General features: G+C 69.2%; 21 protein-coding genes and 1 tRNA gene. 10 read left to right on the top strand and 12 right to left on the bottom strand.

Annotated elements, in window-relative coordinates; translation table 11 throughout:
- The first annotated feature begins 657 nt into the window (after window positions 1-657).
- Complete coding sequence (locus Q0Z83_RS44380; RefSeq protein ID WP_317789510.1) at window positions 658-1491, top strand: hypothetical protein; 834 nt, start codon at window positions 658-660, stop codon at window positions 1489-1491.
- On the opposite strand, the gene Q0Z83_RS44375 is transcribed toward Q0Z83_RS44380, so the two are convergent.
- On the bottom strand, window positions 1449-2222 hold the full coding sequence (locus tag Q0Z83_RS44375) for a CPBP family intramembrane glutamic endopeptidase (RefSeq protein WP_317789509.1): 774 nt from the start codon (window positions 2220-2222) through the stop codon (window positions 1449-1451). The two genes, Q0Z83_RS44380 and Q0Z83_RS44375, sit on opposite strands and share 43 nt — an antisense overlap.
- A 107-nt stretch (window positions 2223-2329) precedes the next feature.
- Between Q0Z83_RS44375 and Q0Z83_RS44370 the strand changes: the two genes are divergently transcribed.
- Window positions 2330-3439 carry a globin domain-containing protein gene (locus Q0Z83_RS44370; RefSeq protein WP_317789508.1) on the top strand — a complete coding sequence of 370 codons (1110 nt, stop codon included), beginning with the start codon at window positions 2330-2332 and terminating at the stop codon, window positions 3437-3439.
- 6 nt (window positions 3440-3445) lie between these two features.
- Here the strand turns inward: Q0Z83_RS44370 and Q0Z83_RS44365 are convergent, their stop codons facing one another.
- Complete coding sequence (locus Q0Z83_RS44365) at window positions 3446-4975, bottom strand: peptide deformylase (protein WP_317789506.1); 1530 nt, start codon at window positions 4973-4975, stop codon at window positions 3446-3448.
- Window positions 4976-5295: 320 nt separating this feature from the next.
- Between Q0Z83_RS44365 and Q0Z83_RS44360 the strand changes: the two genes are divergently transcribed.
- Window positions 5296-6093 (top strand): hypothetical protein, encoded by a 798-nt coding sequence (locus tag Q0Z83_RS44360; protein ID WP_317789505.1) that lies wholly within the window; start codon window positions 5296-5298, stop codon window positions 6091-6093.
- A gap of 150 nt (window positions 6094-6243) precedes the next feature.
- On the opposite strand, the gene Q0Z83_RS44355 is transcribed toward Q0Z83_RS44360, so the two are convergent.
- The gene (locus tag Q0Z83_RS44355; RefSeq protein WP_378078388.1) at window positions 6244-8124 is read right to left on the bottom strand and encodes a glycosyltransferase family protein; all 1881 of its coding nucleotides are present in this window, start codon (window positions 8122-8124) and stop codon (window positions 6244-6246) included.
- A gap of 373 nt (window positions 8125-8497) precedes the next feature.
- On the opposite strand from Q0Z83_RS44355, the gene Q0Z83_RS44350 reads away from it, so the two are divergent.
- Window positions 8498-9211 carry a class I SAM-dependent methyltransferase gene (locus Q0Z83_RS44350; RefSeq protein WP_317789503.1) on the top strand — a complete coding sequence of 238 codons (714 nt, stop codon included), beginning with the start codon at window positions 8498-8500 and terminating at the stop codon, window positions 9209-9211.
- An 87-nt stretch (window positions 9212-9298) separates the two neighbouring features.
- Here the strand turns inward: Q0Z83_RS44350 and Q0Z83_RS44345 are convergent, their stop codons facing one another.
- The 4 genes from Q0Z83_RS44345 to Q0Z83_RS44330 all read right to left on the bottom strand — a co-directional run bounded on the left by Q0Z83_RS44345 (window position 9299) and on the right by Q0Z83_RS44330 (window position 13040).
- The gene (locus Q0Z83_RS44345; protein ID WP_317789502.1) at window positions 9299-9829 is read right to left on the bottom strand and encodes a YbhB/YbcL family Raf kinase inhibitor-like protein; all 531 of its coding nucleotides are present in this window, start codon (window positions 9827-9829) and stop codon (window positions 9299-9301) included.
- A gap of 323 nt (window positions 9830-10152) precedes the next feature.
- Entirely contained in the window at window positions 10153-10995 is an 843-nt protein-coding gene (locus Q0Z83_RS44340) for a C40 family peptidase (RefSeq protein ID WP_317789501.1), read from the bottom strand.
- Window positions 10996-11302: 307 nt separating this feature from the next.
- On the bottom strand, window positions 11303-11905 hold the full coding sequence (locus Q0Z83_RS44335) for a DUF4352 domain-containing protein (protein ID WP_317789499.1): 603 nt from the start codon (window positions 11903-11905) through the stop codon (window positions 11303-11305).
- Between the two features lie 172 nt (window positions 11906-12077).
- Window positions 12078-13040 (bottom strand): NAD(P)H-quinone oxidoreductase, encoded by a 963-nt coding sequence (locus Q0Z83_RS44330; RefSeq protein WP_317789498.1) that lies wholly within the window; start codon window positions 13038-13040, stop codon window positions 12078-12080.
- A gap of 67 nt (window positions 13041-13107) precedes the next feature.
- On the opposite strand from Q0Z83_RS44330, the gene Q0Z83_RS44325 reads away from it, so the two are divergent.
- Together Q0Z83_RS44325 and Q0Z83_RS44320 are read left to right on the top strand one after the other, a co-directional pair.
- Window positions 13108-13192 (top strand) — tRNA-Ser (locus tag Q0Z83_RS44325).
- Between the two features lies 1 nt (window position 13193).
- Window positions 13194-13823 carry a class I SAM-dependent methyltransferase gene (locus Q0Z83_RS44320; RefSeq protein WP_317789497.1) on the top strand — a complete coding sequence of 210 codons (630 nt, stop codon included), beginning with the start codon at window positions 13194-13196 and terminating at the stop codon, window positions 13821-13823.
- A 133-nt stretch (window positions 13824-13956) separates the two neighbouring features.
- Here the strand turns inward: Q0Z83_RS44320 and soxR are convergent, their stop codons facing one another.
- The gene (soxR, locus tag Q0Z83_RS44315) at window positions 13957-14400 is read right to left on the bottom strand and encodes a redox-sensitive transcriptional activator SoxR (RefSeq protein ID WP_317789496.1); all 444 of its coding nucleotides are present in this window, start codon (window positions 14398-14400) and stop codon (window positions 13957-13959) included.
- A 46-nt stretch (window positions 14401-14446) separates the two neighbouring features.
- Here soxR and Q0Z83_RS44310 point away from each other — a divergent pair, with 46 nt between their 5' ends.
- Entirely contained in the window at window positions 14447-15079 is a 633-nt protein-coding gene (locus Q0Z83_RS44310) for a thiamine pyrophosphate-dependent enzyme (RefSeq protein ID WP_317789495.1), read from the top strand.
- Entirely contained in the window at window positions 15076-15948 is an 873-nt protein-coding gene (locus tag Q0Z83_RS44305) for a transketolase family protein (RefSeq protein WP_317789494.1), read from the top strand. The genes Q0Z83_RS44310 and Q0Z83_RS44305 overlap by 4 nt, the downstream gene beginning before the upstream one ends.
- Here Q0Z83_RS44305 and Q0Z83_RS44300 read toward each other — a convergent pair.
- Window positions 15945-16370 (bottom strand): hypothetical protein, encoded by a 426-nt coding sequence (locus Q0Z83_RS44300; protein ID WP_317797297.1) that lies wholly within the window; start codon window positions 16368-16370, stop codon window positions 15945-15947. The two genes, Q0Z83_RS44305 and Q0Z83_RS44300, sit on opposite strands and share 4 nt — an antisense overlap.
- Window positions 16371-16483: 113 nt before the next feature.
- Between Q0Z83_RS44300 and Q0Z83_RS44295 the strand changes: the two genes are divergently transcribed.
- Window positions 16484-16879, top strand: coding sequence for a PH domain-containing protein (locus Q0Z83_RS44295; protein WP_317789493.1), 396 nt, complete (start codon window positions 16484-16486; stop codon window positions 16877-16879).
- Here the strand turns inward: Q0Z83_RS44295 and Q0Z83_RS44290 are convergent.
- Window positions 16872-17774 carry a rhomboid family intramembrane serine protease gene (locus tag Q0Z83_RS44290; RefSeq protein WP_317789492.1) on the bottom strand — a complete coding sequence of 301 codons (903 nt, stop codon included), beginning with the start codon at window positions 17772-17774 and terminating at the stop codon, window positions 16872-16874. The genes Q0Z83_RS44295 and Q0Z83_RS44290 overlap by 8 nt on opposite strands.
- Window positions 17775-17796: 22 nt before the next feature.
- Window positions 17797-18321, bottom strand: a complete 525-nt coding sequence (locus Q0Z83_RS44285; protein ID WP_317789491.1) for a peptidylprolyl isomerase — start codon at window positions 18319-18321, stop codon at window positions 17797-17799.
- Window positions 18322-18488: 167 nt separating this feature from the next.
- Between Q0Z83_RS44285 and Q0Z83_RS44280 the strand changes: the two genes are divergently transcribed.
- Complete coding sequence (locus tag Q0Z83_RS44280) at window positions 18489-19028, top strand: hypothetical protein (RefSeq protein WP_317789490.1); 540 nt, start codon at window positions 18489-18491, stop codon at window positions 19026-19028.
- Between the two features lie 6 nt (window positions 19029-19034).
- Here the strand turns inward: Q0Z83_RS44280 and eccB are convergent, their stop codons facing one another.
- Window positions 19035-20348 (bottom strand): type VII secretion protein EccB, encoded by a 1314-nt coding sequence (gene eccB / locus Q0Z83_RS44275; protein ID WP_317789489.1) that lies wholly within the window; start codon window positions 20346-20348, stop codon window positions 19035-19037.
- Between the last annotated feature and the right edge of the window lie 9 nt (window positions 20349-20357).

The raw sequence follows: 20357 nt of genomic DNA, 5'->3' as shown, positions 1-20357 counted from the left end.
GGTAGGCATCCGGCGCACCGGAGATCTTCGCGACCGGGCGCGAACAGGCGAAACGTCGCGGATGCGGCTAGGCTGCCAGCGATGGAGGACAACACGCGCCGGGAGGCTCCGCGGGCTCGGGATCCGCGAAGCCCGTTCAGCACGCCCGAGCAGCCGCCCTCCGCCGAGCGGCCGGCCGCGAGTTCTGGGCGCCGTGGTGCGCCTCCGGCGGTTACCTTCCAGCCCCCGGCCCCCGATTCAGGTGCCGAAGGTCACTCCCCTTCGGGTCCGGATAGAGCGCGACCACGCAAGGCAGCCCGCCCCGCCGAGACGCCGACCGTGCCGTCCCAGCCGGTCCGCGGCCCGGAGCAGGCGCCACCAACCGAGAGCGCCACACCGTCAGCCGGCGCCGACGCCACTACCGAACCGGCTCCGCCAAAGCCCGCCGCTACCGAACCGGCTCCGGCAAAGCGCGCTGCGACAAAAAGGGTGTCGCCCACCAAGAAACCCACTCCCGCGAAGCAGGCCACCCCCGCGAAGCAGCCCGCCCCTACAAAACAGGCCGCCCCTGTGGAACAGGCCGCTCCTTCGAAGCAGGCCACCCCTGTGGAACAGGCCACCCCTAAAAAGCTGCCCGCCACCGTAAAAAAGGCCGCCCCCGCGAAGCAGGCGGCTCCCGTGAAGCAGGCCGCCCCCGCCAAGAAGGCCCCGACCAAACGCTCCCCGGCGAAGAAAGCCGACTCGACGTCGACGGCACCGATCGAGCCGACGGCAGAGCCACCGGCCACCCCCGAGGCCCCGCCCCTGCACCTGGCGAAGCCGCCCACCACAGACGCCGAAAAGACGCCGCCCACCGCAGACGTACCAGAGACGCCGGTTGCCGCGACCGTGAAAGAGACTCCGGCCGCCATGGATGCGACTCCGGCCACCACGGATGCGATGGAGGTCCGCCCCCGGCTGCGAGTGGTCGCCACGGAATCGGATCGACGCGGGTTCGACTCGATTGCCGAGCAGGTTCTGGCGGAACCGGCCCGTACCCCCGAGATCCTCGCCCATGCCCTGGTCCAGGCCCTAGGCCCGCGCGCTCGAGGCTGGACCGCCCACATCCGCGCCACCTACCCCACCGCCTCGCGGGAGGCGCTGGCCAGGCTGGCCGTCCATCGGTTCACCCGGACCGCGGGGCTGCGTGGCGGCGTCGGTGCGCTGGCCGGCCCGTACGCCCCCGTCGCCATCGGCACCGCAACCGTGATCACGCACGCCGAGCTGGTGTTGCACCTCGCCGCGGTCTACGGCCTCGATCCCACCGACCCGCAGCGTGCCGGGGACCTGTTGCGGCTGGTCAGCCCGGGCGCCGGAACGGTGGCCGGTTGGGCCGCCCTGGCCCTGACCGGCCCGGTCGTGCGGCTGCCGACCGCGGTCCTGAGCGCCCGCACCACGACCGAGGCGATCGCGGTCCGGGCGCGGCGCTACTACACCGAGAGCCAGCTCAGCCAGGAGTCGGGCAGCAGCTGATAGCCGACGAAGGCGACGATGTCGAGCAGGCTATGGGCGACGATCAACGGCATGAGGCGCTTGGTCCGCAGGAAGAACAGCGCGAAGACCACGCCCATGATCGCGTTGCCGATGAAGCCGCCGAAGCCCTGGTAGAGGTGGTAAGAGCCGCGCAGGACGGCGGACGCCGCGATGATCCAGGCGACCGGCAGCTCGAGTGACCGGAGCCGGGTGATCAGGTATCCGACGACGATCACTTCTTCGAGGACGGAGTTCTGGATCGCGGAGAGGACCAGCACCGGCACCGACCACCAGTACGGTTCGAGCCCGGACGGCCTGATCTGCGCGTTGATGCCGAGCTGGAGCGCCGCGTAGACGAGCAGCAGCCCGGGTAGCCCGATCCCGGCGGCCAGCGCGGACCCCCAGCCGATGTCATATCCGGGCCGCCGGTAGTCGATGCCGAGTTCGCGGGGTCCGATGCGGTCCTTGGCGAGGAGGAAGAAGACCAGGGCCACCGGGATCAATGCGAAGAAGATCCCGAGCATCTGGTACGTCAGGTCGAGGTAGATCCGCGGTGAGACGGTCGGGTTGAGCGTGGTGGTCTGCTGCGCGAGGGGCTTCTCGGCGGTGAGTTTCGCGGTCAGCGACACCACGGAATAGACGGCCGACTGTCCGAGCGACAGCAACAGCACGATGGCGATCTCGGCCCGGTAACGCGGGCGGGTGGTCTGCTGCTGTTCTTCCACGGTCACCCCGCCACTTTAGGCGAGGCACAAATACACCTATTTCGCCGTCCGACACACCGCAGTCGCACTTCAGGTGCGTCGTGTTCCCGACTGTGCTGACCACCCTGAATGGCATGGGAGACCTCGCACGCTTGCTCAAGGAGAGCTGGAGCCTCGTCGAGGAACATCAGGACAAGGTTGCCGGCTATTTCTACGCGCGGATCTTCCTGTCGTACCCGGATCTGCGCGATCTCTTCCCCGTCCAGATGGACGTGCAGCGGGCCCGTCTGCTGACCGCGATCGTGACCGCCGTCCAGACGTTGGAGGATCCGGAGCGGTTCGACGAGTACCTGCGGGCGCTCGGCCGCGACCACCGCAAGTTCCACGTGGAACCGGAGCACTACGAGGTGGTGGGTGGCGCGCTGATCGAGTCGATGCGCGCCTTCGCGGGCGAGGAGTGGGGTGTCGAGTACGACCAGGCGTGGGCTGACGCGTACGCGGTGATCGCCTCGAAGATGCTGGCCGGGGCCGAGGCCGATCCGAATCCGCCGTACTGGTACGGCGAGGTGGTCGCGCACGAGCGCCGGTCCCGGGACATCGCGGTGTTCACCGTGCTGCCGTTGCAGCCGCTGGACTACCGGGCCGGGCAGTATCTGAGCATCGAGTGCCCCCGCTACCAGCCCCGGCTGTGGCGTACCTACTCCCCGGCGAACGCGCCCCGGCGGGACAACACGCTGGAGTTCCATGTCCGGGCGGTGGGTGCCGGCTGGGTGTCGAGTGCGCTGGTCCGCCGGCTGCAGGTCGGCGACATGATCAAGCTGGCCGCGCCGATGGGGACGATGACCCTGGATCGAAGATCGACCCGGGACGCCGTTTTCGTGGCCGGTGGCACCGGGCTGGCCCCGATCAAGTCGCTGCTCGAGGAACTGACCCGGTACAACCGGACCCGCTGGGTGCACGTCTTCTTCGGCGCGCGCAATCGTGAGGACCTGTACGACCTGGCCGACCTGAACCGGCTGGCCGCCCGCTACCCGTGGCTGTCGGTGGTGACCGCGTGCAGCGACGATCCGACCTTCCCCGGCGAGCAGGGTGACATCTCGGACGTGGTGGCGAAGTACGGCCCGTGGAAGGAGCACGACTTCTTCGTCTCCGGTTCGGGCCGGATGGTGCGCTCCACCCTGAAGAAGCTGTCCGAGCTGCAGATCCCCTCTGTCCGGATAAAGTACGACAGTTTCAGCGACTAGGAAGATCTAGTAATCCCACGGCCGTCCGGTCTGCTGGTACTGGGCGACCGGGATCAGCTTGGCGTCGGCCTCCATCCGGTCCACGTAGAGCCGGCCCTCCAGGTGGTCGATCTCGTGGCTGATCAGCCGGGCCAGCGCCCGTTCGAAGCTGGTCACCACCCGGGTCCCGTCGAACCGCGCGTGTTCCACATCGATCCGCAGCGGCCGTGGCACGAGTCCGCGGTAGTCGAAGAACGACAGACAGCCCTCGTACTGTTCGTCGCTCTCCGGGGACTCGCCGACGACCCGCGGGTTGAGCAGGACGACGGGTTCCACATCGCGGTCCGGCGGCCGGACCACGGCGGCCGCCACCGGCACTCCGATCTGTGGCGCGGCGAGACCCACACCTTTGCTGAACTCGTGCAGGTCCTCCAGGCGGCCGAGTGAGGTGAGCAGCCGGGTGACCGCGTTCCGGGCGGCCGTGCCCTCGCGGGGCAGCTGGAAGTGGCGGGCCCGCTGCCGGAGCAGGTCGGACCCCCGTTGGATGATGCCGATGCCACGCATCCGGTGCGAGGCCCTGGGCAGGGCCGGCTCCGGCGGCCCGGTCTCCTCGTAGACCGGGGCATCGGCGCCGCGGTACCGCCATTCCAGCCGGTACCGCGCGTTGAGCAGGGGCGCGTCGGTTGACCACTCGAAAATGGCGCGACCTCCCTCGGTGCGGCGTTCCAACGGGGTGCGGACGGGCACCTCAGCGGCGAGGGACGCCTCCACACCCCAGACCTGGGGTTCGAAGCTCTCCGGGAAGTTCAGCCGCACGGTCAGCGACCGGGTCGGCAGGCGGACGGCGCGCTGGAACCACTGGCCCCACTTCTCCTCACCGACCGTGTACGCGTACTCGATGGTGGTTCGCTCGCCGGGATAGAGCGGGAACTGGCCGCGCCCGTTGGCGAACATCAGCCAGATCTCCTTGGACGCGTCCCGATCGAGCTTGACCCGCCAGATCATGGGTTCGGCCGCGTCGCTCTCCCCGGCGAACGCCTGCACGTCCATCTCTTCGAAGGTGAGCGGGTTCTCCCGGTGGTGGCGGTTGGAGCCGGCCGGGTCGTGTGGATAGCGGTCCACCGAGATCTTGGCAAGGTACCTGGTGACCGGCTCGACGCCGGCGTTGTAGAGCCAACGCTGGACGCGGCAGCGGTAGGCGCCGTCGGTGTAGGCGAGTTCGGCGACCTCACGCTCGACGATCAGTCCGGTGCCCGGTGGCAGCCACTGAACCGGCACCGGAGGGTCCCGGTGCAGGCCTGTGGTGCGGGCGTGACGCAGCTCGTCGTACTCCTGAAATCTCTGCCAGATGGCCCCGCCTGCGCCGAGGACCGCTTCGGCCCGGCGGGCGAAGTCCTCGGTGGGTTTGTGCCGGCGTCCCTCGACGTGACTGACGTAGGAGGGATCGAACCCCATACGCGCGGCGAGTTGCTTCTTGGTCATCCCGCGCTCGACCCGCCATTGCGCAAGCGCCGTGACGAACTGATCTGCGGCCCTTTCAATGGGCGAGGTGGTCATCACGGATGTCCCCTTCGCGACGGCAAGTTCAGTGTCGCTGGGATCTTGTGTCACCAAGGAGCTAGTAGCGCGTTGCCGACAGATACCTTGACGAATCCGGCAGCGCGGCAACGCTACGTAAAGTAATCATTACCTTGGGCATTCGCCCGAAAGATCCCCTTGGGTCAGTGTGGTTAGGCTACCCTTAAACGGGTACCGTGGGTCGTCGCGAGCCCCCACCGCTCCACAAGAGCCGGCTCGCCCCCATCTGCTTCAGCAAGTTCATCCGCGAGGAGTTGTGCGGTGACTCAGCGACGAGTGCCGCGAGCAGGCGAGCGCCCATGACGAGCATCACCATGGAGCTCACGCAGATCCGCCCCCGGCCCCTGGCCCCGGTGACCGCGACTCTGCGCGCCATGTTCGGCACCAGCACCGAGGTTCCCGGGCTCGCCCCCGACCTGGTCGTCCGTGACCTGGCCGGCTGGACGCCGACGGCCCGTCTCGCCGACGTGCACCTGGACACCCTCCTCGACGCCGCACGCCGCCGCTGGAGCGCTCAGCCGCACGCCGCCGCCGCGCTCGCCTGGAAGTCGTACACCTACTGGCTCGCTCTGCCCGCCGTCCTCGGCTGGGCGTCCGCCAGGCGCGTGCCGCTGCTCACCGCGACCGACACCCTGATGCGCTTCGACGACCCGCGCGCGCTGATCACTCTCGGCCTGCGACCCGATATCCCGGTCGCCGTCCTGCCGCATGATCCGCTCGCGATCTCCGGCCTTTCGCAGGTCAAGGTCGTCGCCGACGAGGACGCCCTGCTGACCGAATTCCGCCGCAGCCTCCTCGACCAACACCTCATACCGCTGCTCGACGCCCTCCACGGCCGGGTCCGCCTCGGCAAGCGCACCCTGCTCGGCTCGCTCGCCTCCGGCGTCGCCTACGGCGTCCTGCGCTCCGCCGACGCCGTCCCCGGCTCCTCCGCCGAGACGATCGACCGCCTGCTGGGCACGCTCGGCGTCCGCGACCTGATCGACCTCAACCCCGGCCGACAGGGCAAACTCGAAGTGCAACGCAAGACCTGCTGCCTGGCCTTCACCCTGCCGCGCCCCAAGGTCTGCCCGGGCTGCTGCATCAAAACCGCTTAGTCGTACGCCCTACGCAAGGCCCCGTGGCGGCCACGCGACGCGAGCGTCACCTCACGATCGGCCCGGCACCGCCGGGCCGAATGCGACCCTCACCCGCAGACCCGCGTGCCGACCTGCGATTCGATGTACGCCACAGGCCGGCGGGTCGGGTCAGTAGGGCTCGCCGCCGGCGAGGACCGCCTCCGGGTCGTCGACCAGGTGGCGGACGTCCCAGACCCAGGCGCCGCCGGTCCACGTGGGGCGGAAGCCGAGCAGCTCGGACATCGTGCGGAGCATCTCGATGTCGCGGGGCTGCGGGGTCAGCACCACCACCGCCGCCTTCCAGAAGCGGAGGTCGGCCAGGGCCATCTCGCGGCGGGTGTCGTTGATCTCCGGGATCGGGTTGCCCTGCTTGATCGAGGCGATCAGACCGCTCGTGGGCCGCCACGGCGGCGCGAACATCGCGGTCCGGTCCTGGGGGTCCTGCGGGTTCTGCGCGGGCAGCAACGCGTACGCCCCGGCGATCCGCAGGTCCTGGCCGGTCTCGGCGGCCCAGCGCAGTGGATCGGGGTACGCGCTGTCCGGCAGCGGCAGAGCGACCAGGGTGTGCCGGTCGTCGACATACGCCCGCCAGGCGCCCGAGCTGACGAACGTGGGCACCGGGTCCATCGGGACGGTGGCCAGCGGCTTCGGGATCAGCGGAACCAGCGCCATGGCGACCGCGGTGATCATCGCGACCCGGACCGGGCCACGCGAGGCGGGCTGACTGCGGATCATGTCGGCGGCGCGCTGGCAGCCGAGGGCGAGCACGATGCCGACGATCGGAGCGATGGCCATGGCCCAGCGGGTCGGGACCGCCGAGTCGAGCACCGGGATGCTGTGCAGCACGGCCCAGATGCCGGGGAAGCCGGTGTCGACGCCGTTGAGCACCACGTTGGGGCCGAGCGACATGGCCGCGAACAGCAGCGCGATGCCGCCGAGGGTCAGCACCGCGACCGAGCGGCGCAACCAGATCAGCAGGCCCGCGAAGAGAACGATCAGGCCCCAGCCGAAGAAGGCGTTCTCCTCGGCCGGGTTCTGGGTGAGGCGGCCGGCGATCGAGGCGTCACCGGCGACCGAGTGCCTGGAGTAGGCGGCGAACGACGCGAGGTCGGCACCGAAGGCCCGCACGTACTCGGAGAGGCCCTGGTAGCTCTGCGGTCCGAAGAACTGGACGCTGAGCGGGTAGGCGAGCGCGGCCAGGGTGGCGGCCGCGGTCACGCCGAGCGCGCGCAGGAACTGGAAAAGCTCGCCGGGGTGGCGCCGGTGCCGCGCGACCGCCATGACGGCACAGAAGAAGCCGAGGCCGACGGCGGTCATGAAGAGGATCTCGAGATTGATGAACGCCTGCCAGACCAGCAGGCCGGCGAGGATCAGCCCGTTGCGCAGTGCCCGGCCGCGGGCCCGGAGCTCCAGGGTGCGCCAGATGATCAGCGGCACGAGGAACTGGGAGACGATGTTCGGGTGCCCGCCGGCGTGCGAGACCATGCTCGGCGCGAAGGTGCAGAAGAGGGCGCCGACCCAGGCAGCCGCCCGAGATGGGACGAACCTGCGCGAGAGCACCAAATACCACGCCGCGCCGGTAAATGCCAATGCGCCGGTGAGAAATACGTTGAACGCCACATGCGGACCGAACAGAAGAGTGACGGGCGTCAGTGGCAAGGAAACGGCCAACACTGACGTGTTGGCCATCATGTTCACCCCGTCGGGGTAATTCATCCGGTCCGAGAAGAACGGATAGACGCCATCAGTGAGCACGCGTGCACCGTGCGCCAGCATCCACTCGAAGAAAGCCTGATCCTGCGGATCATCGCGCAGTTCATGATCAAGATTGAGCCACATAGGTGCGGTCAGGTAGAGCGCCACGGCGAGGAGACTCAGCAGCGCGGCGACATCCGGCCACGTGAGCCAGCGACGCCATGAAGGGCTCCCGACCTGCTCTTCGACGGGGTCGACGGTGGGCGCGGCAATAGCCGGCGCGGCCACCGAGACACTCGACCCGAGTGCTATCAGCTCCGCATCCAGGTCATCGTCGGCGGTCACCCGGCTCGACGGCAGAACGTTCTCGCCGGTCGACTGGCCTGTCGAGTCATAACCCGTAATCGTCATAGCATCGGCCACCCTAACCGAGGTTTACGAGAAGCCAGCGGTGTGCGACCCAGGCGTGATAGAGCCGATATGTACGCGTGTTTTCCGCGTGTCCAAGCAGGTGTCGAACCTGTGAACTCCCTGCGGGGTAACCCGTCCGAGTACTTGCCCTACCCATGTCTCAATCAGGCCAAAAAATCGGTGGTGACCAGCGGTCAACTTTCGGTTAGGCGCTCTAGATGGTTAACTTCATCGGTCCCGCTGTCACTCGGAACGGCAAGACGAGGGAACCTCACCTATGGCAGACATCACTGGAGACCAGCGGATCCAGTCCGAAGTGCTCGAAGGCCTCGCCACCGCGGTCAACCACCGCAGGTGGTTCGTCGAGCTCGCTCTCCCGCACCTGGGGGACAACCCCATCGAGATCGGTAGCGGTCTCGGCGACTACGCGATCGAGTGGGCCGAGCATCTGCCGAAGTTCACCGCGACCGAGGCCGACCCGGACCGTCTCGTCCTGCTCAAGGAGCGGATGGCGGAGTATTCGAACATCGACGTGAAGCAGATGCTGCTTCCGGTCGAGAACCCCGCGGGGGAGTACAGCGCCGCCGTCTCCTACAACGTGCTCGAGCACATCGAGGACCATGTCGGCGCGCTGCGCAGCATGAAGGAGCTGGTCCGCCCGGGCGGCAAGGTGATCATCATCGTCCCGGCGTTCATGTTCGCGATGAGCCAGGTGGACATCGCCACCGGGCACATCCGCCGCTACACGAAGAAGACGCTGAGCGCCGCCTTCGTCGAGGCCGGCCTGGAGATCGAGAAGGTCCACTACGCGAACGCGTTGGGTCTGCTCGGCTACTACACCGCGACCAGCATCTTCAAGCTCGCCCCGAAGGAGGGGCCGATGGTGAAGGTGTACGACTCGCTGGTGCTGCCGGTGACCAAGGCCGCCGAGCGTATCGTCCGGCCGCCGTTCGGCCAGTCGGTCTTCTGTGTGGCGCGCTCGCCTCAGTGATCCACGGTCATCAAGGCCGCCGGCTCGGTGCCGGCGGCCTTTTTGTCTGCCTCAGAGCCCCACACCTGGAGGGTCGGGTCGTCTGACTCAGCCCCGCACCTGGAAGGTCGGCCGGATCGTGGCCCGGGCGAGGGTGTGGAACGCGAGGTTGAAACCGACGTAGGCGGGTGACGCGTCGGGTGTCACCTCGAGACGGTCGACGTCGATCGCGTGCACCGCGAACACATACCGATGCGGGCGGTCGCCGGGCGGCGGCGCCGAGCCACCATAAGCACGGTCGCCGTAGTCGCTGCGCACGCAGAACGCGCCCTCCGGCAGCGGGTCCACCCCGCGCTCCAGCGACGTCACCGAGACCGGCAGGTTCACCAGCACCCAGTGCCAGAAGCCACTGCCCGTCGGTGCGTCGGGGTCGAAGCAGGTGACCACGAAGCCGCGGGTCTCGGGCGGGAAGCCGGACCAGGAGAGCTGCGGCGACAGGTTCTTCCCGCCGACACTGGTGTGCACGTAGAGCTCGTCGAGGGGCTGCCCGTCCGTCATGTCCGTGCTGGTCACCGTGAAAGACGGGACCGGTGGCAGAACATCGTAGGGATCGGGCGCCGTGGCGCGGTCAAGACTCATGATGGGCCTCCGGCGGCGTGGTCACTGAAACTGATCCGGTTTTCCCACGATGGGCAGAGACTAACCGTTCGACGTGTCGAGCGCCTTTCGTCCCCATCACCAAGCGTGGTCACTCGTACGGGTAAACGCACAGGTGGTGCGCATGGGTCGACCCGCCCTCGGGAATGCTTCTGTCAGACATCCGACCGGGTGTGTGCGGCCGAGATCCCCGCGCCTGGTTGCGATCGGTCGTCGCGCAGAAGCCGCGGCGATCAGCGAGTCGGCACCCGTCAGGTCTTGGCGGGTGCTGACTGCTGTTCCGGCCGTGTGTGTACCGGCCCGGATCAGTTCAGCCGGGAGACCGACAGCCCTCGGTACACCTTGCGGTAGACCACCCCGGTACGGCTGTTCCCCGCGTCGATCATCATCCCGTTGCCCATGTAGATGCCCACATGCCCGCGGCCGACCACGAGATCACCCGGACGGGCCTGTGACCGCGAGACCGACCTGGCCCTCCGGGCCTGTCCGCCGGACGAGTGCGGCAGGCTCAGACCGGCTTTCGCGTACGCCCGTTTGGTGAGCCCGGAGCAGTCGAAGCCGCTCGCGCCCTCGCCGCCACGCACGTAGCGCTTGCCGACCTGGGACTTGGCGTACGCGATGACCGCACGCATGTCCCGTGAGGCGGTGGACGACCCGAGACTCCGCACCGTGGTGCTGCGGGCGCTCCGTCGTACGGCGCCACGATCCACGGTCACCCGCCTCTGCTGGACGGTTACCCGCTTCCGCACCGGACGCGCCGTCTGGGCCCGTGTGGGGCGTGCCACGCGTGTCGTACGGATCTCCCGGGCGGCCGGGCGCTCAGCGACCCGGACGGCCTGACGGGCGAGGACGGCGGGACGGCGGGAGACCGGCGACGGCCGGACCCGGACCGAGGGCCTGCTCACCGTGACGGCCCGCCGCGGCAGGGCGCGTGACACGCGTTCGGCGGCCGCCGCGCGGGCCTCCAGCCCGTCACGTACCGGTGCCGCCTCGAACCCGGCGTCGAACCGGAGTTCGCGGAGCCGGGTCCACGGCGCCTGCGCCGCATCCGGCGCCGACTTGCCGAGCTGTCGCTTCTGGATCTCCGCGCCCAGTGGGTGGTCCGCGAGTTCTGGTGTGGCCGGCAGGGCCTGAAGCGGTGTGCTCACCGCGTCCGTGCCGTGCTCGGCCTGTTCTGGGGCCGGTGCGATGACAGCCAGCGCTAGCGCGCCGGCGGTGAGCACCCGCCGGGTGGACGAACCGTGCAGTGTTGCCTCCGAAATAGGCCCGGGGCACTCACGCGAATCCCATCCGAACGTGGCCGATGCCGCCGCCACGTTTAAGCCGCCGTCGAAGGTGGGCAATGGGAACCCGGACAACCGTGCGTATTCCGTGGACCATGCCAACACAACATCGAATCCGTCGGGGTGTGATTCACATAATTGATCCCCGATCACGAACCGATAAACGCCGCTTTCAGCGGGGATCGGGCAACATCACGCGTACGCCCGGAGTGGACATCGCCCCGGTCAGCGTGGCCTCACGTAGGCGCACGTCAGAGGGCACATCGAAGGGCAGCACACCGGTCACCGTCTCGCCCGGCTCGACCTCGGCGAGCAGCGACGGACTGCCTTCGTTGAGAAACACCGCGGCCTGATCGGCGACGGCGTAGGCTACTCCGTTGGTGTCCTGGACGCGCTGCGCGCCACTGTCGAACAGTTTCGGCTCGCCGCCGTTGTTCGTCACCTCGAGGTCGACCAGACAGAATTGTCCGGCGGCCTTCTCGGCCATCCCTTCCGGGCCGATCGACTCGACGCCGCAGCGCAGCCCGGTCACTTCGAAACCGAAATCGGCGGCCGGGATGTCGCCCGGGTCGGCGACCGTCACGACGACGGTGGCCGGGGTGGTCACCACCGCCCACACTCCGAAGGCGATCAGGGCGGCCGAGACGGCGACTCCGCCGGCGATCCAGAGCCTCGTGCGCAACGGGTGCACGTCGACCCCGTCCTCGCGGGGCGATGCCCGGCGGGCGGGCGCCCGGTGAGCGGCGGGCGCGGAACGATGCGGCGCGTACGTCACGGTGTCCCCTCCGGTCGGAGCGCGCCCGGATGTCGGACGCGCTGTCCGTCCATGCTGGGGATGGTGCGGCCGGATGCGGCTGCGACTCGCCGCATATACGACCTTATCGGTCATATGACCCCGTTGTGGACCCCCGAAAGAGTCGAGATCCCCCGGGAAGAGTGAAGTCCGGTCAGCGCTGCAGCAGGATCTTGCCGAAGTGGTCGTTCGACTCCAGCAACTCGTGCGCCGCGGCCGCCTCCGCCAGCGGGAACGTGCTGTGCACGATCGGCTTGATCAGTCCTGCGGCCACCAGCGGCCACACCTGATCCCGGACGCCCGTCACGATCCGTGCCTTGTCCGCGGCCGACCGGGCCCGCAACGACGTCGACGACACCCGGCCCCGTTTCGCCATCAGCGCACCCAGGTCCAGCTCGGCGGTCCGGCCACCCTGCATGCCGATCACCGTGATCCGGCCGTCCGGCGCGAGCGCCTCGATGTTACGGGCCAGGTACTTCGCTCCCATGATGTCCAGGACGACGTCAGCGCCTCTTCCGTCGGTGTGGTGCAGGGTCGACCGTACAAAATCGTCTTTTTGATAGTCGATCGCCAGATCGGCGCCGAGCGTGCGCAGCCTCTCGTGTTTGCTCTCTCGTGCGGTGACCAGGACTTTCGCGCCCAGCGCGGCCCCCAGTTGCACGGCGAACGTGCCGATCCCGCTGCCACCGCCGTGCACCAGCAACGTCTCGCCCGGACGCAGCCGGTCCCGATCCACCACGTTGGACCAGACCGTGCACGCGACCTCAGGCAGTGACGCCGCCTCGACCAGCGACAACCCGGCCGGAACCGGCAGCAGTTGCCCGGCCGGAACCACCACCCGCTCCGCATAGCCGCCCCCGGCGAGCAACGCGCACACCCGCTCACCCACGTGGTGCCCGGCGACGCCCGGCCCGACCGCGCTGATCACCCCGGAGCACTCCAGCCCCGGATAGGCGGGCGCACCGGGCGGCGGCGGATAGAAGCCCTGCCGCTGCAGAACGTCCGCCCGGTTGACCGCCGACGCGGTGACGTCGACGACGACCTCGCCTTCGGCCGCCTCCGGATCCGGAACCTCGGCCCAGACCAACTGCTTGTCCTCGATCACGATCGCGCGCATACGGCCGACTCTGCCCCACCGGTACGACACGATCCAAGCGCGGGTGGCAGACTGGAGCCGCACTACGGGAGGGCTCGCCTAGTGGCCGATGGCGCCGGTCTTGAAAACCGGTATGGGGAAACTCATCGTGGGTTCGAATCCCACGCCCTCCGCTTGATCACGAAGGACTGGCACGCGTGGCATCGGCCCTACGCCGAGCCCGGGTCGCCGCTGGCCCGGCGGCTGCGGGTGGTTCAGGGCCACCTCGCCCGGTGGCTGGACGAGCGGCCCGAGCCCGCGTTGTCCGTGGTGAGCATGTGTGCCGGGCAGGGCCATGATCTGCTCGGAGTGCTGGCCGAGCGGGCCGATGCCGCGCGGGTGCGGGCGACCCTGATCGAGTTCGACGAGCGCAACGTGGCCGCGGCCCGGGAGCACGCCGCGGGCCTGCCGGGGGTGACCGTGGTCCGGGGCGACGCCGGCGACCCGGCCGTCTATCGAGGCGCGGTTCCGGCCGATCTGGTGCTGATGGCCGGGGTGCTCGGCAACATCAGCGACACCGACGTACGCGCCACCGTCGCGATGCTGCCCCAGTTGTGCGCCGCCGGCGCGACGGTGATCTGGACCCGGACCCGTCGCGTCCCGGATCTGACGCCGTCGATCCGGGATTGGCTGGCCGACGAGGGTTTCCGGGAGCAGGCGTTCACCGCACCCGACGACGTGCTCTTCGCCGTCGGGGTGCACCGGTTCACCGGCCGCCCGCGAGAGCTGACCGCGACCGACCGGTTCTTCCGCTTCGCGGCGTGAAGGTCCGCGAAGCAGGGTGAAGATCCGCGAAGCAGGGTGAAGGCCCGCAAAGCGGCAACGGTCCGCGAAGAGCGAAGGCCTCCCGCAAAGCGGCGACAGTCCGGGAAGCGCGAAGGGCTCCGCGAAGCGAAAGTCAGGACGCGGCCGAGTTGAGGATTCGCTGCGGGCCGGTACCGCGGGCGGCGAGCCGGTCGCCGGGGTTGGCCAGTTTGCACCTCTGCAACGACAGGCAACCGCAGCCGATGCAGCCGCTGAGCTCGTCCCGGAGCCGCTCGAGCACGGTGATCCGCTCCTGCAGCCGGTAGCGCCAGCGGGCCGACAGCCGTGACCAGTCGGCCTTGGTCGGGGTCCGGTTCTCCGGGAGTGAGTCCAGGGCCTCACGGACCTCGTCGAGGGACACTCCGACCTGCTGGGCGATTTTGATGAACGACACCCGCCGCAGCTCGGCCCGGTCGTATCGTCGCTGGTTACCGCTGGTGCGTGAGGCGTGGATGAGCCCCTCCCGCTCGTAGAAGCGCAGGGCCGACGGCGCGACTCCGCTACGGGCGGACAGTTCGCCGATGGTCAGCGTCTCCATGCGACTCCCTTGAGTTGAAGTGAACTTCAAGTTGCAGCCTAGACACATGAAGCTGCTGAGCCGAGTCACCGCGGACGTCAAACACTCCCCCAGCGCCCATTCCACCCTGGATGTGCTGTGGGTTCTCTACGACCGAGTGTTGAGAATCACTCCGGAGACCGTCGATGATCCGGGTCGCGACCGATTCTTCCTGTCGAAGGGTCACGGCCCGGCCGCGTACTACGCGGTGCTCGCCGCGAAGGGCTTCTTCCCCGAGGAGTGGCTCGACGACATGGGCGGATGGGACAGCCCGCTCGGCCACCACCCGGATCGGGTGCTGGTCCCCGGTGTCGAGGTCGGCACCGGATCACTGGGCCACGGACTGGGCATCGCCGTCGGGGCCGCGCTCGGCCTACGCGCCCAGGGCTACCTCGACACCCGGACGTTCGTGCTGCTCGGCGACGCGGAACTGGACGAGGGCTCCAACCACGAGGCGATCGCGTACGCCGCCGCGATCCGGCTGCCGATCACCGCGATCGTCATCGACAACCAGAGTTCGACACACGGCTGGCCCGGCGGCATCCCGGCGCGATTCCCGAACTGGGGTGTCTCGGTGGTGAACGGGCGCGACCGCGACGAGATCGAGCGGTCCCTGCGCGTCGTCGAGAACCGGCCGCGTCTGGTGGTGGCGGCGCTGTGAGGGAGACGTTCATCGCCACCACCACCGCCATCCTCGAGGAGGATCCGCGGACCGCCCTGGTGCTCGCCGACATCTCGGCCGACTCGTTCGCGGCGGCGCAACGACGCCATCCGGACCGGGTGCTCAACGTCGGTATCCGGGAGCAGCTGATGGCCGGGGTGGGTGGCGGGCTTGCGCTCACCGGGATGCGGCCGTTCCTGCACTCGTACGCCCCGTTCCTGATCGACCGGACCTACGAGCAGATCAAGCTCGACTTCGCGCATCAGGACGTGGGCGCGGTGCTGGTCAGCATCGGTGCCTCGTACGACGCGGCCGCGGAAGGCTACACACACCAGTCCCCGGGCGACGTGGCCCTGCTGGACACCCTCGACGGCTGGACCGTGCATGTGCCGGGCCACCGCGACGAGGTGGCGCCGATCCTGCGCGCGGCTGCCCGGCACGACGACCGGGTCTACGTGCGCCTCTCCACCCAGGAGAACAGCCACGCCCACCTCGACGGCGGCACTCTGCGCGTGCTGCGGCACGGTGGCCCGCTGGTGGTGGCGGTCGGGCCGATGCTCGATCCGGTCCTGGAGGCGACCCGCGACCTGGACGTGACGGTGGCCTACACCCACACGCCTCGGCCGCTGGACACCGCCGGTCTGCGCGCCGCCCTGAACGGCGACGAGATCGTGGTGGTCGAGCCCTACGCCGAGGGCACCTCGGCCCACCTGGTCAGCGCGGCGCTGAGCGGGCTGCCGCACCGGTCGCTGCATCTGGGCGTCGGGCGCGCCGAGGTGCGACGGTACGGCAGCAGGCATGACCACGCCCGCGCTCACGGCCTGGACCCGGCCGGGCTGCACCGCTCGATCGAGGCATTCCTGAACTAGACGAGGACCGGCTTCGCGACGAAGCTCTCGCGCAGGAGCGACTCGGCCCGCCACACGGTGTCCGAGTCGCCCAGCCGCATCCGGAACCGCTCACGCACCCCGTCGATCGCGGTGACGGCCAGCTCGATGCCCGGCTTGGACAGGTCGAGACGCCAGGTCACGTTCCTGAGGTGGCGCAGGTTGGCGTTCAGGTGCAGGCGAAGCCGGTGCAGCGGCCGGGTGTCCTGGGTGACGACCAGCCGGCGGCCGGTCAGCAGCAGGAGCCATTCGCCGGAGAGCGGGGCGCCGGGGCGGACACAGCGGGTCACCAGGACGGCCGGATCGTCGGAGTCGACGCATCTGCGGAAGATCGGCAGGTGCCGGTTCGCCGCCGGCATGGCCGCGGCTGCCTCGGCCGCGGGGTGGAACGTACTCAAGAACACGTCCATGCAGTGTTAACGGAGTATGAATCGCCGAAGAGTCGGGCGAATCCGCTGAATATCGAATTACAGCGGCGCTCGAAAAGTGGTCGGCGCCATTCTGCGATAGTGATGGGATGCAGTGGCGAGTGAAACCGGCGCTTCCGGTCGCGAAGCTGATCGCGGCGTCCGCGCTGCCGCTCCTGGTCGCCGTCTTCGGCCCCGAGGACCTCACCCGCTGGCTGGTCGCAGCGGTCGTGGCGGCGACCATCGTGGTCTGGGCGGCCCGCGACGTATTCCATCCGGTCCGCCTCGCGGCGGACGACGCCGGCATCACCGTGCTCACCGGGTTCGCGCGGCAACGGCATGTCCCATGGGAGCAAATCGAGGCGGTACGGGTGGAACGCGCCCGCCGCAGCGACGTTTTGGAGATCGACACCGGCGAAGCCGTATATGTCCTGAGCGAGCCCCAATTGAGCGCCGACCCGCACGAGGTCGCGGTGACGCTGGCCGATCTGCGGCCGGTCAGTTGAGCAGCGTCGACGTCCGCATCCAGGCCGCCGCCAGGATCAGCACGAGGAGCACCGCACAGCCGATGAGTTGCTTGACCGACCGGTGCGGCAGTTTCGGGTAGACGAGGGCCACGGTCGCCAGACCACCGGTGACGAGACCACCGAGGTGACCGGCGATCGAGATGCCCGGCACGGTGAAGGTGAAGATCACATTCATGATCAGGGTCGACATCATCGGCCCGGAGTCGCGCACCAGTCGCCGGTTCACCACGATGACGGCGATGATCAGGCCGAACGTGGCCGTCGAGGCACCGGCGGACATCCGGTTGCCGGGCTGGAAGACGTAGGCCGCCACGTTGCCGCCGAGACCGGCGAGCAGGTAGAGCGCGGCGAAACGGAGCGGGCCCAACTGGACCTCGAGATAACGGCCGACCTGCGCGACGAGCATCATGTTGAGCAGCAGGTGCACCACGCCGTAGTGCACGAACATCGCGGTGAACAACCGATACCACTCGCCGGCCGCGACGCCGTGGATCGCCTCGTCATACCAGGCGTAACCGAGGACGGCGCCCCACTCGGTCACCGGGGTGCTGCTGCCGAACAGGTTCCAGGTGCCGCCGCCGACGATGGCGCGCGGACCGCCCATGATCGCCGACGCGACCATCACCAACGAGTTGATCACGATGATCGAGGTGGTGACGTAGCCGAGCTGACCGGCGCGGCTGCCGCCGAAGGCGGTGCGCGCCGGTCGCTGGCTGCGACGGCCCTCCTTGACGCACTCGGGACAGTGATGACCCACGACCGCGTCATTCATGCAGCTGGTGCAGATCGGACGATCACACCGGCTGCACCGGAGCAGAGTCTCGCGTGACGGATGCCGATAGCACGCCGGAACCGTCGACGGAGCCTCACTCATGGCACCAAAGGTACCTTGAGGCTCAGGAGCGCTCGATCACCACTCGCTCGATGACGACGTCCTCGCGCGGGCGGTCGCCCGGGCCGGTCGCCGTATTCGCGATCGAGTCGACGACCTTGGCCGACTGCTCGTCCGCGACCTGGCCGAAGATGGTGTGCCGACGGTTCAGGTGCGGGGTCGGCGCGACCGTGATGAAGAACTGCGAGCCGTTGGTGCCCGGCCCGGCGTTCGCCATCGCCAGCAGGTACGGCCGGTCGAAGGCGAGCTCCGGGTGGAATTCGTCGCCGAACTGGTAGCCGGGGCCGCCGCGGCCGGTGCCGGTCGGGTCACCGAGCTGGATCATGAAGCCGGCGATGACCCGGTGGGAGATGGTGCCGTCGTAGTACGGCCCGCTGCCCGGCTGGTTGGTCCGGGGGTCCTTGTACTCCTTGGTGCCCTCGGCCAGCTCCACGAAGTTCCGGACGGTCGCCGGGGCGTGATCCGGGAAGAGCTGGAGGCGGATGACGCCGTGATTGGTGTGCAGGGTGGCGTAAAGGGTCTCGGCCACGGGTACTCCCGTCATCGTGATGGGCTGTTCTCGTGCAATTCGGATCCTCCCCCATGTCGGAGATCCGGCCGCGCGGGGGTACCCGAGAGGGCAACATGGCTGGAAGAAACCACAGGAGGTGGGCACTGGTGTTCGCAACGATTCGCCGTCGGAGCCGGAAAGCGCGGATGCGCAATGAGCTCGGGCAGAGCGTCGACCACTTCAAGCGCGCGGCTTCGATCGCGGCAACCGAGACCAGCGCGACCGTCGCACCCAAGATCAACGCCGCCAGGGAGCGGGTCCAGCCGGCCGCCAGCGCCGCCCGGGACGCCGCTTCACAGAGCTGGGACAGCGCGCTGGCCGCGCTGAACGCCGCGTCGGAGAACGTCCGGCAGGCCGGGAAGACCACCCGCAAGGCGACCCGCAAGGAGCTCAAGGCCGACCGCAAGCAGGCCCGCAAGCTGCAGAAGAAGGCGGAGAAGGCGATCGGCCGCAAGAAGAGCCGCACCGGCCGGCTGTTCGGGTGGGCCCTCGTCGGCACCGCTGTCGGGGTGGGCGCCGCGTATGTCGCCCGTCGCCGCCGTGAGGCGCAGTGGGACGAGTATGAGCCCGCGACGTCCCGTTCCGGCGCCGACGACGCCGCGTTCGAGCCGATCGAGCCGACCGCCTACACCACCGCGAACGGCGCCGTCACCGAGCAGAACAAGAGCAAGCAGGAACCCCGGTAGAACCCGCTACTGCCGGCCGGCCCGGATCGGATCCAGGGCCGGACCGGCGGGCAGGTAGGCGACCAGCTGAGCCGGAATCCGGGTGGGACGCACACTCCCGTACCCGAATCGGCCCAGCAGGTCTCGGCTCGCCAGCGGGTAGTACCGGCCGGAGTCGGTGATCAGGCTCACCGTACCGCTGCCCTCCGGGGCGTCGGGCGAGGCGATCGCCTCCACCAGCGCGCCCTTTCCACGGGCCACGTGCACCAGATCGACCCGCGCCTTGGCGGCCGGAGCCGTACCGGCGGGGATCGTGGGATTCACCTTCACGGCGGCGCCGGGCATCGTCACGCAGGCGCTCGCCGGCGTCTCGGCCAGGGCCGGCACCGTGGTGGGCAGTCCTTCGGCGCCGACCAGTTGGGTGTCCGACGGGGGCAGCTTGAGGAATACCTCGGGGTCCACCGTGATCGGTGTGGTGGCCATCAGTTTCGCCTGCATCTCGGTGAGCGCGGCGATTCCGTCGGCGAGCACCACGGCATACGTCTTCCCATCGCCGGTCAGCACCTGACCGACCCGGCGGCCGGGGATCACCGAGTTCTTCCGCCCGGCCGGGAGGATCGGCGCGGCCAGATCGGGACCGGCCGGGACGGCGTCGACCCAGGCGGTCGAGACCAGCCAGGGGCGGGAGCCGTACCAGCCGAGGGCGCGCTCGATGGCGTCCACCCGGGCCGCCGGCAGCAGATGCCGTTTCCCGTCGTTGATCAGATGGGTACGCCCACTCGCGTCCCGGACCAGCAGGCCACCGGTCGGCGCGCTGCCACCGGTGGGCGCGGTCCCGACCACGAGCGTGCTGCGGGCCCGACCCGAGGCGGTGTCGGTGCACACCGACCAGGCGCCACTGAGCAGGTTTCCGGAGGCGGGCAGGGCGTCCGGCGCGTCCGGGATGCCGAGCGGGGCGCCGAGCGGGATCTTCGCGAGTTTCTCGGCCGGCACCGTCTTCAGTGCCGGCGTGTCCCCCTCGGTCAGCAGCAGCCCGGACGTGTAGTTCAGCACCGGGTGCAGCTTGCCGTCGGACTTCAGATAGACGTACCGGGCGCCACTGTTCTTCTCGACCAGCACCGCGCTCGTGTCGTTCGCCTCGGCCATGCTGTGCCCGGTGAAGAGGCCGTAGACGGCGAACCCGCCGACGGTCAGGGCGGCGACCAGGAGGCCGACGAGTGCCGTGACGCCGGCCCGGCGCAGCGGCGACCGGTGTGGATCCGGGTCGTGCGAGACCAGCGCCGCGACCACACGCTGCACCGAGTACTGATACGAGTGCAGCTCATCCTGACGCGACGGCACCCCGGCACT

The organism is Actinoplanes sichuanensis (assembly GCF_033097365.1).
Taxonomy (GTDB): Bacteria; Actinomycetota; Actinomycetes; order Mycobacteriales; family Micromonosporaceae; genus Actinoplanes; species Actinoplanes sichuanensis.
Note: the sequence above shows the minus strand (reverse complement) of the source record. Positions and strands in the feature narration are given on the sequence as shown.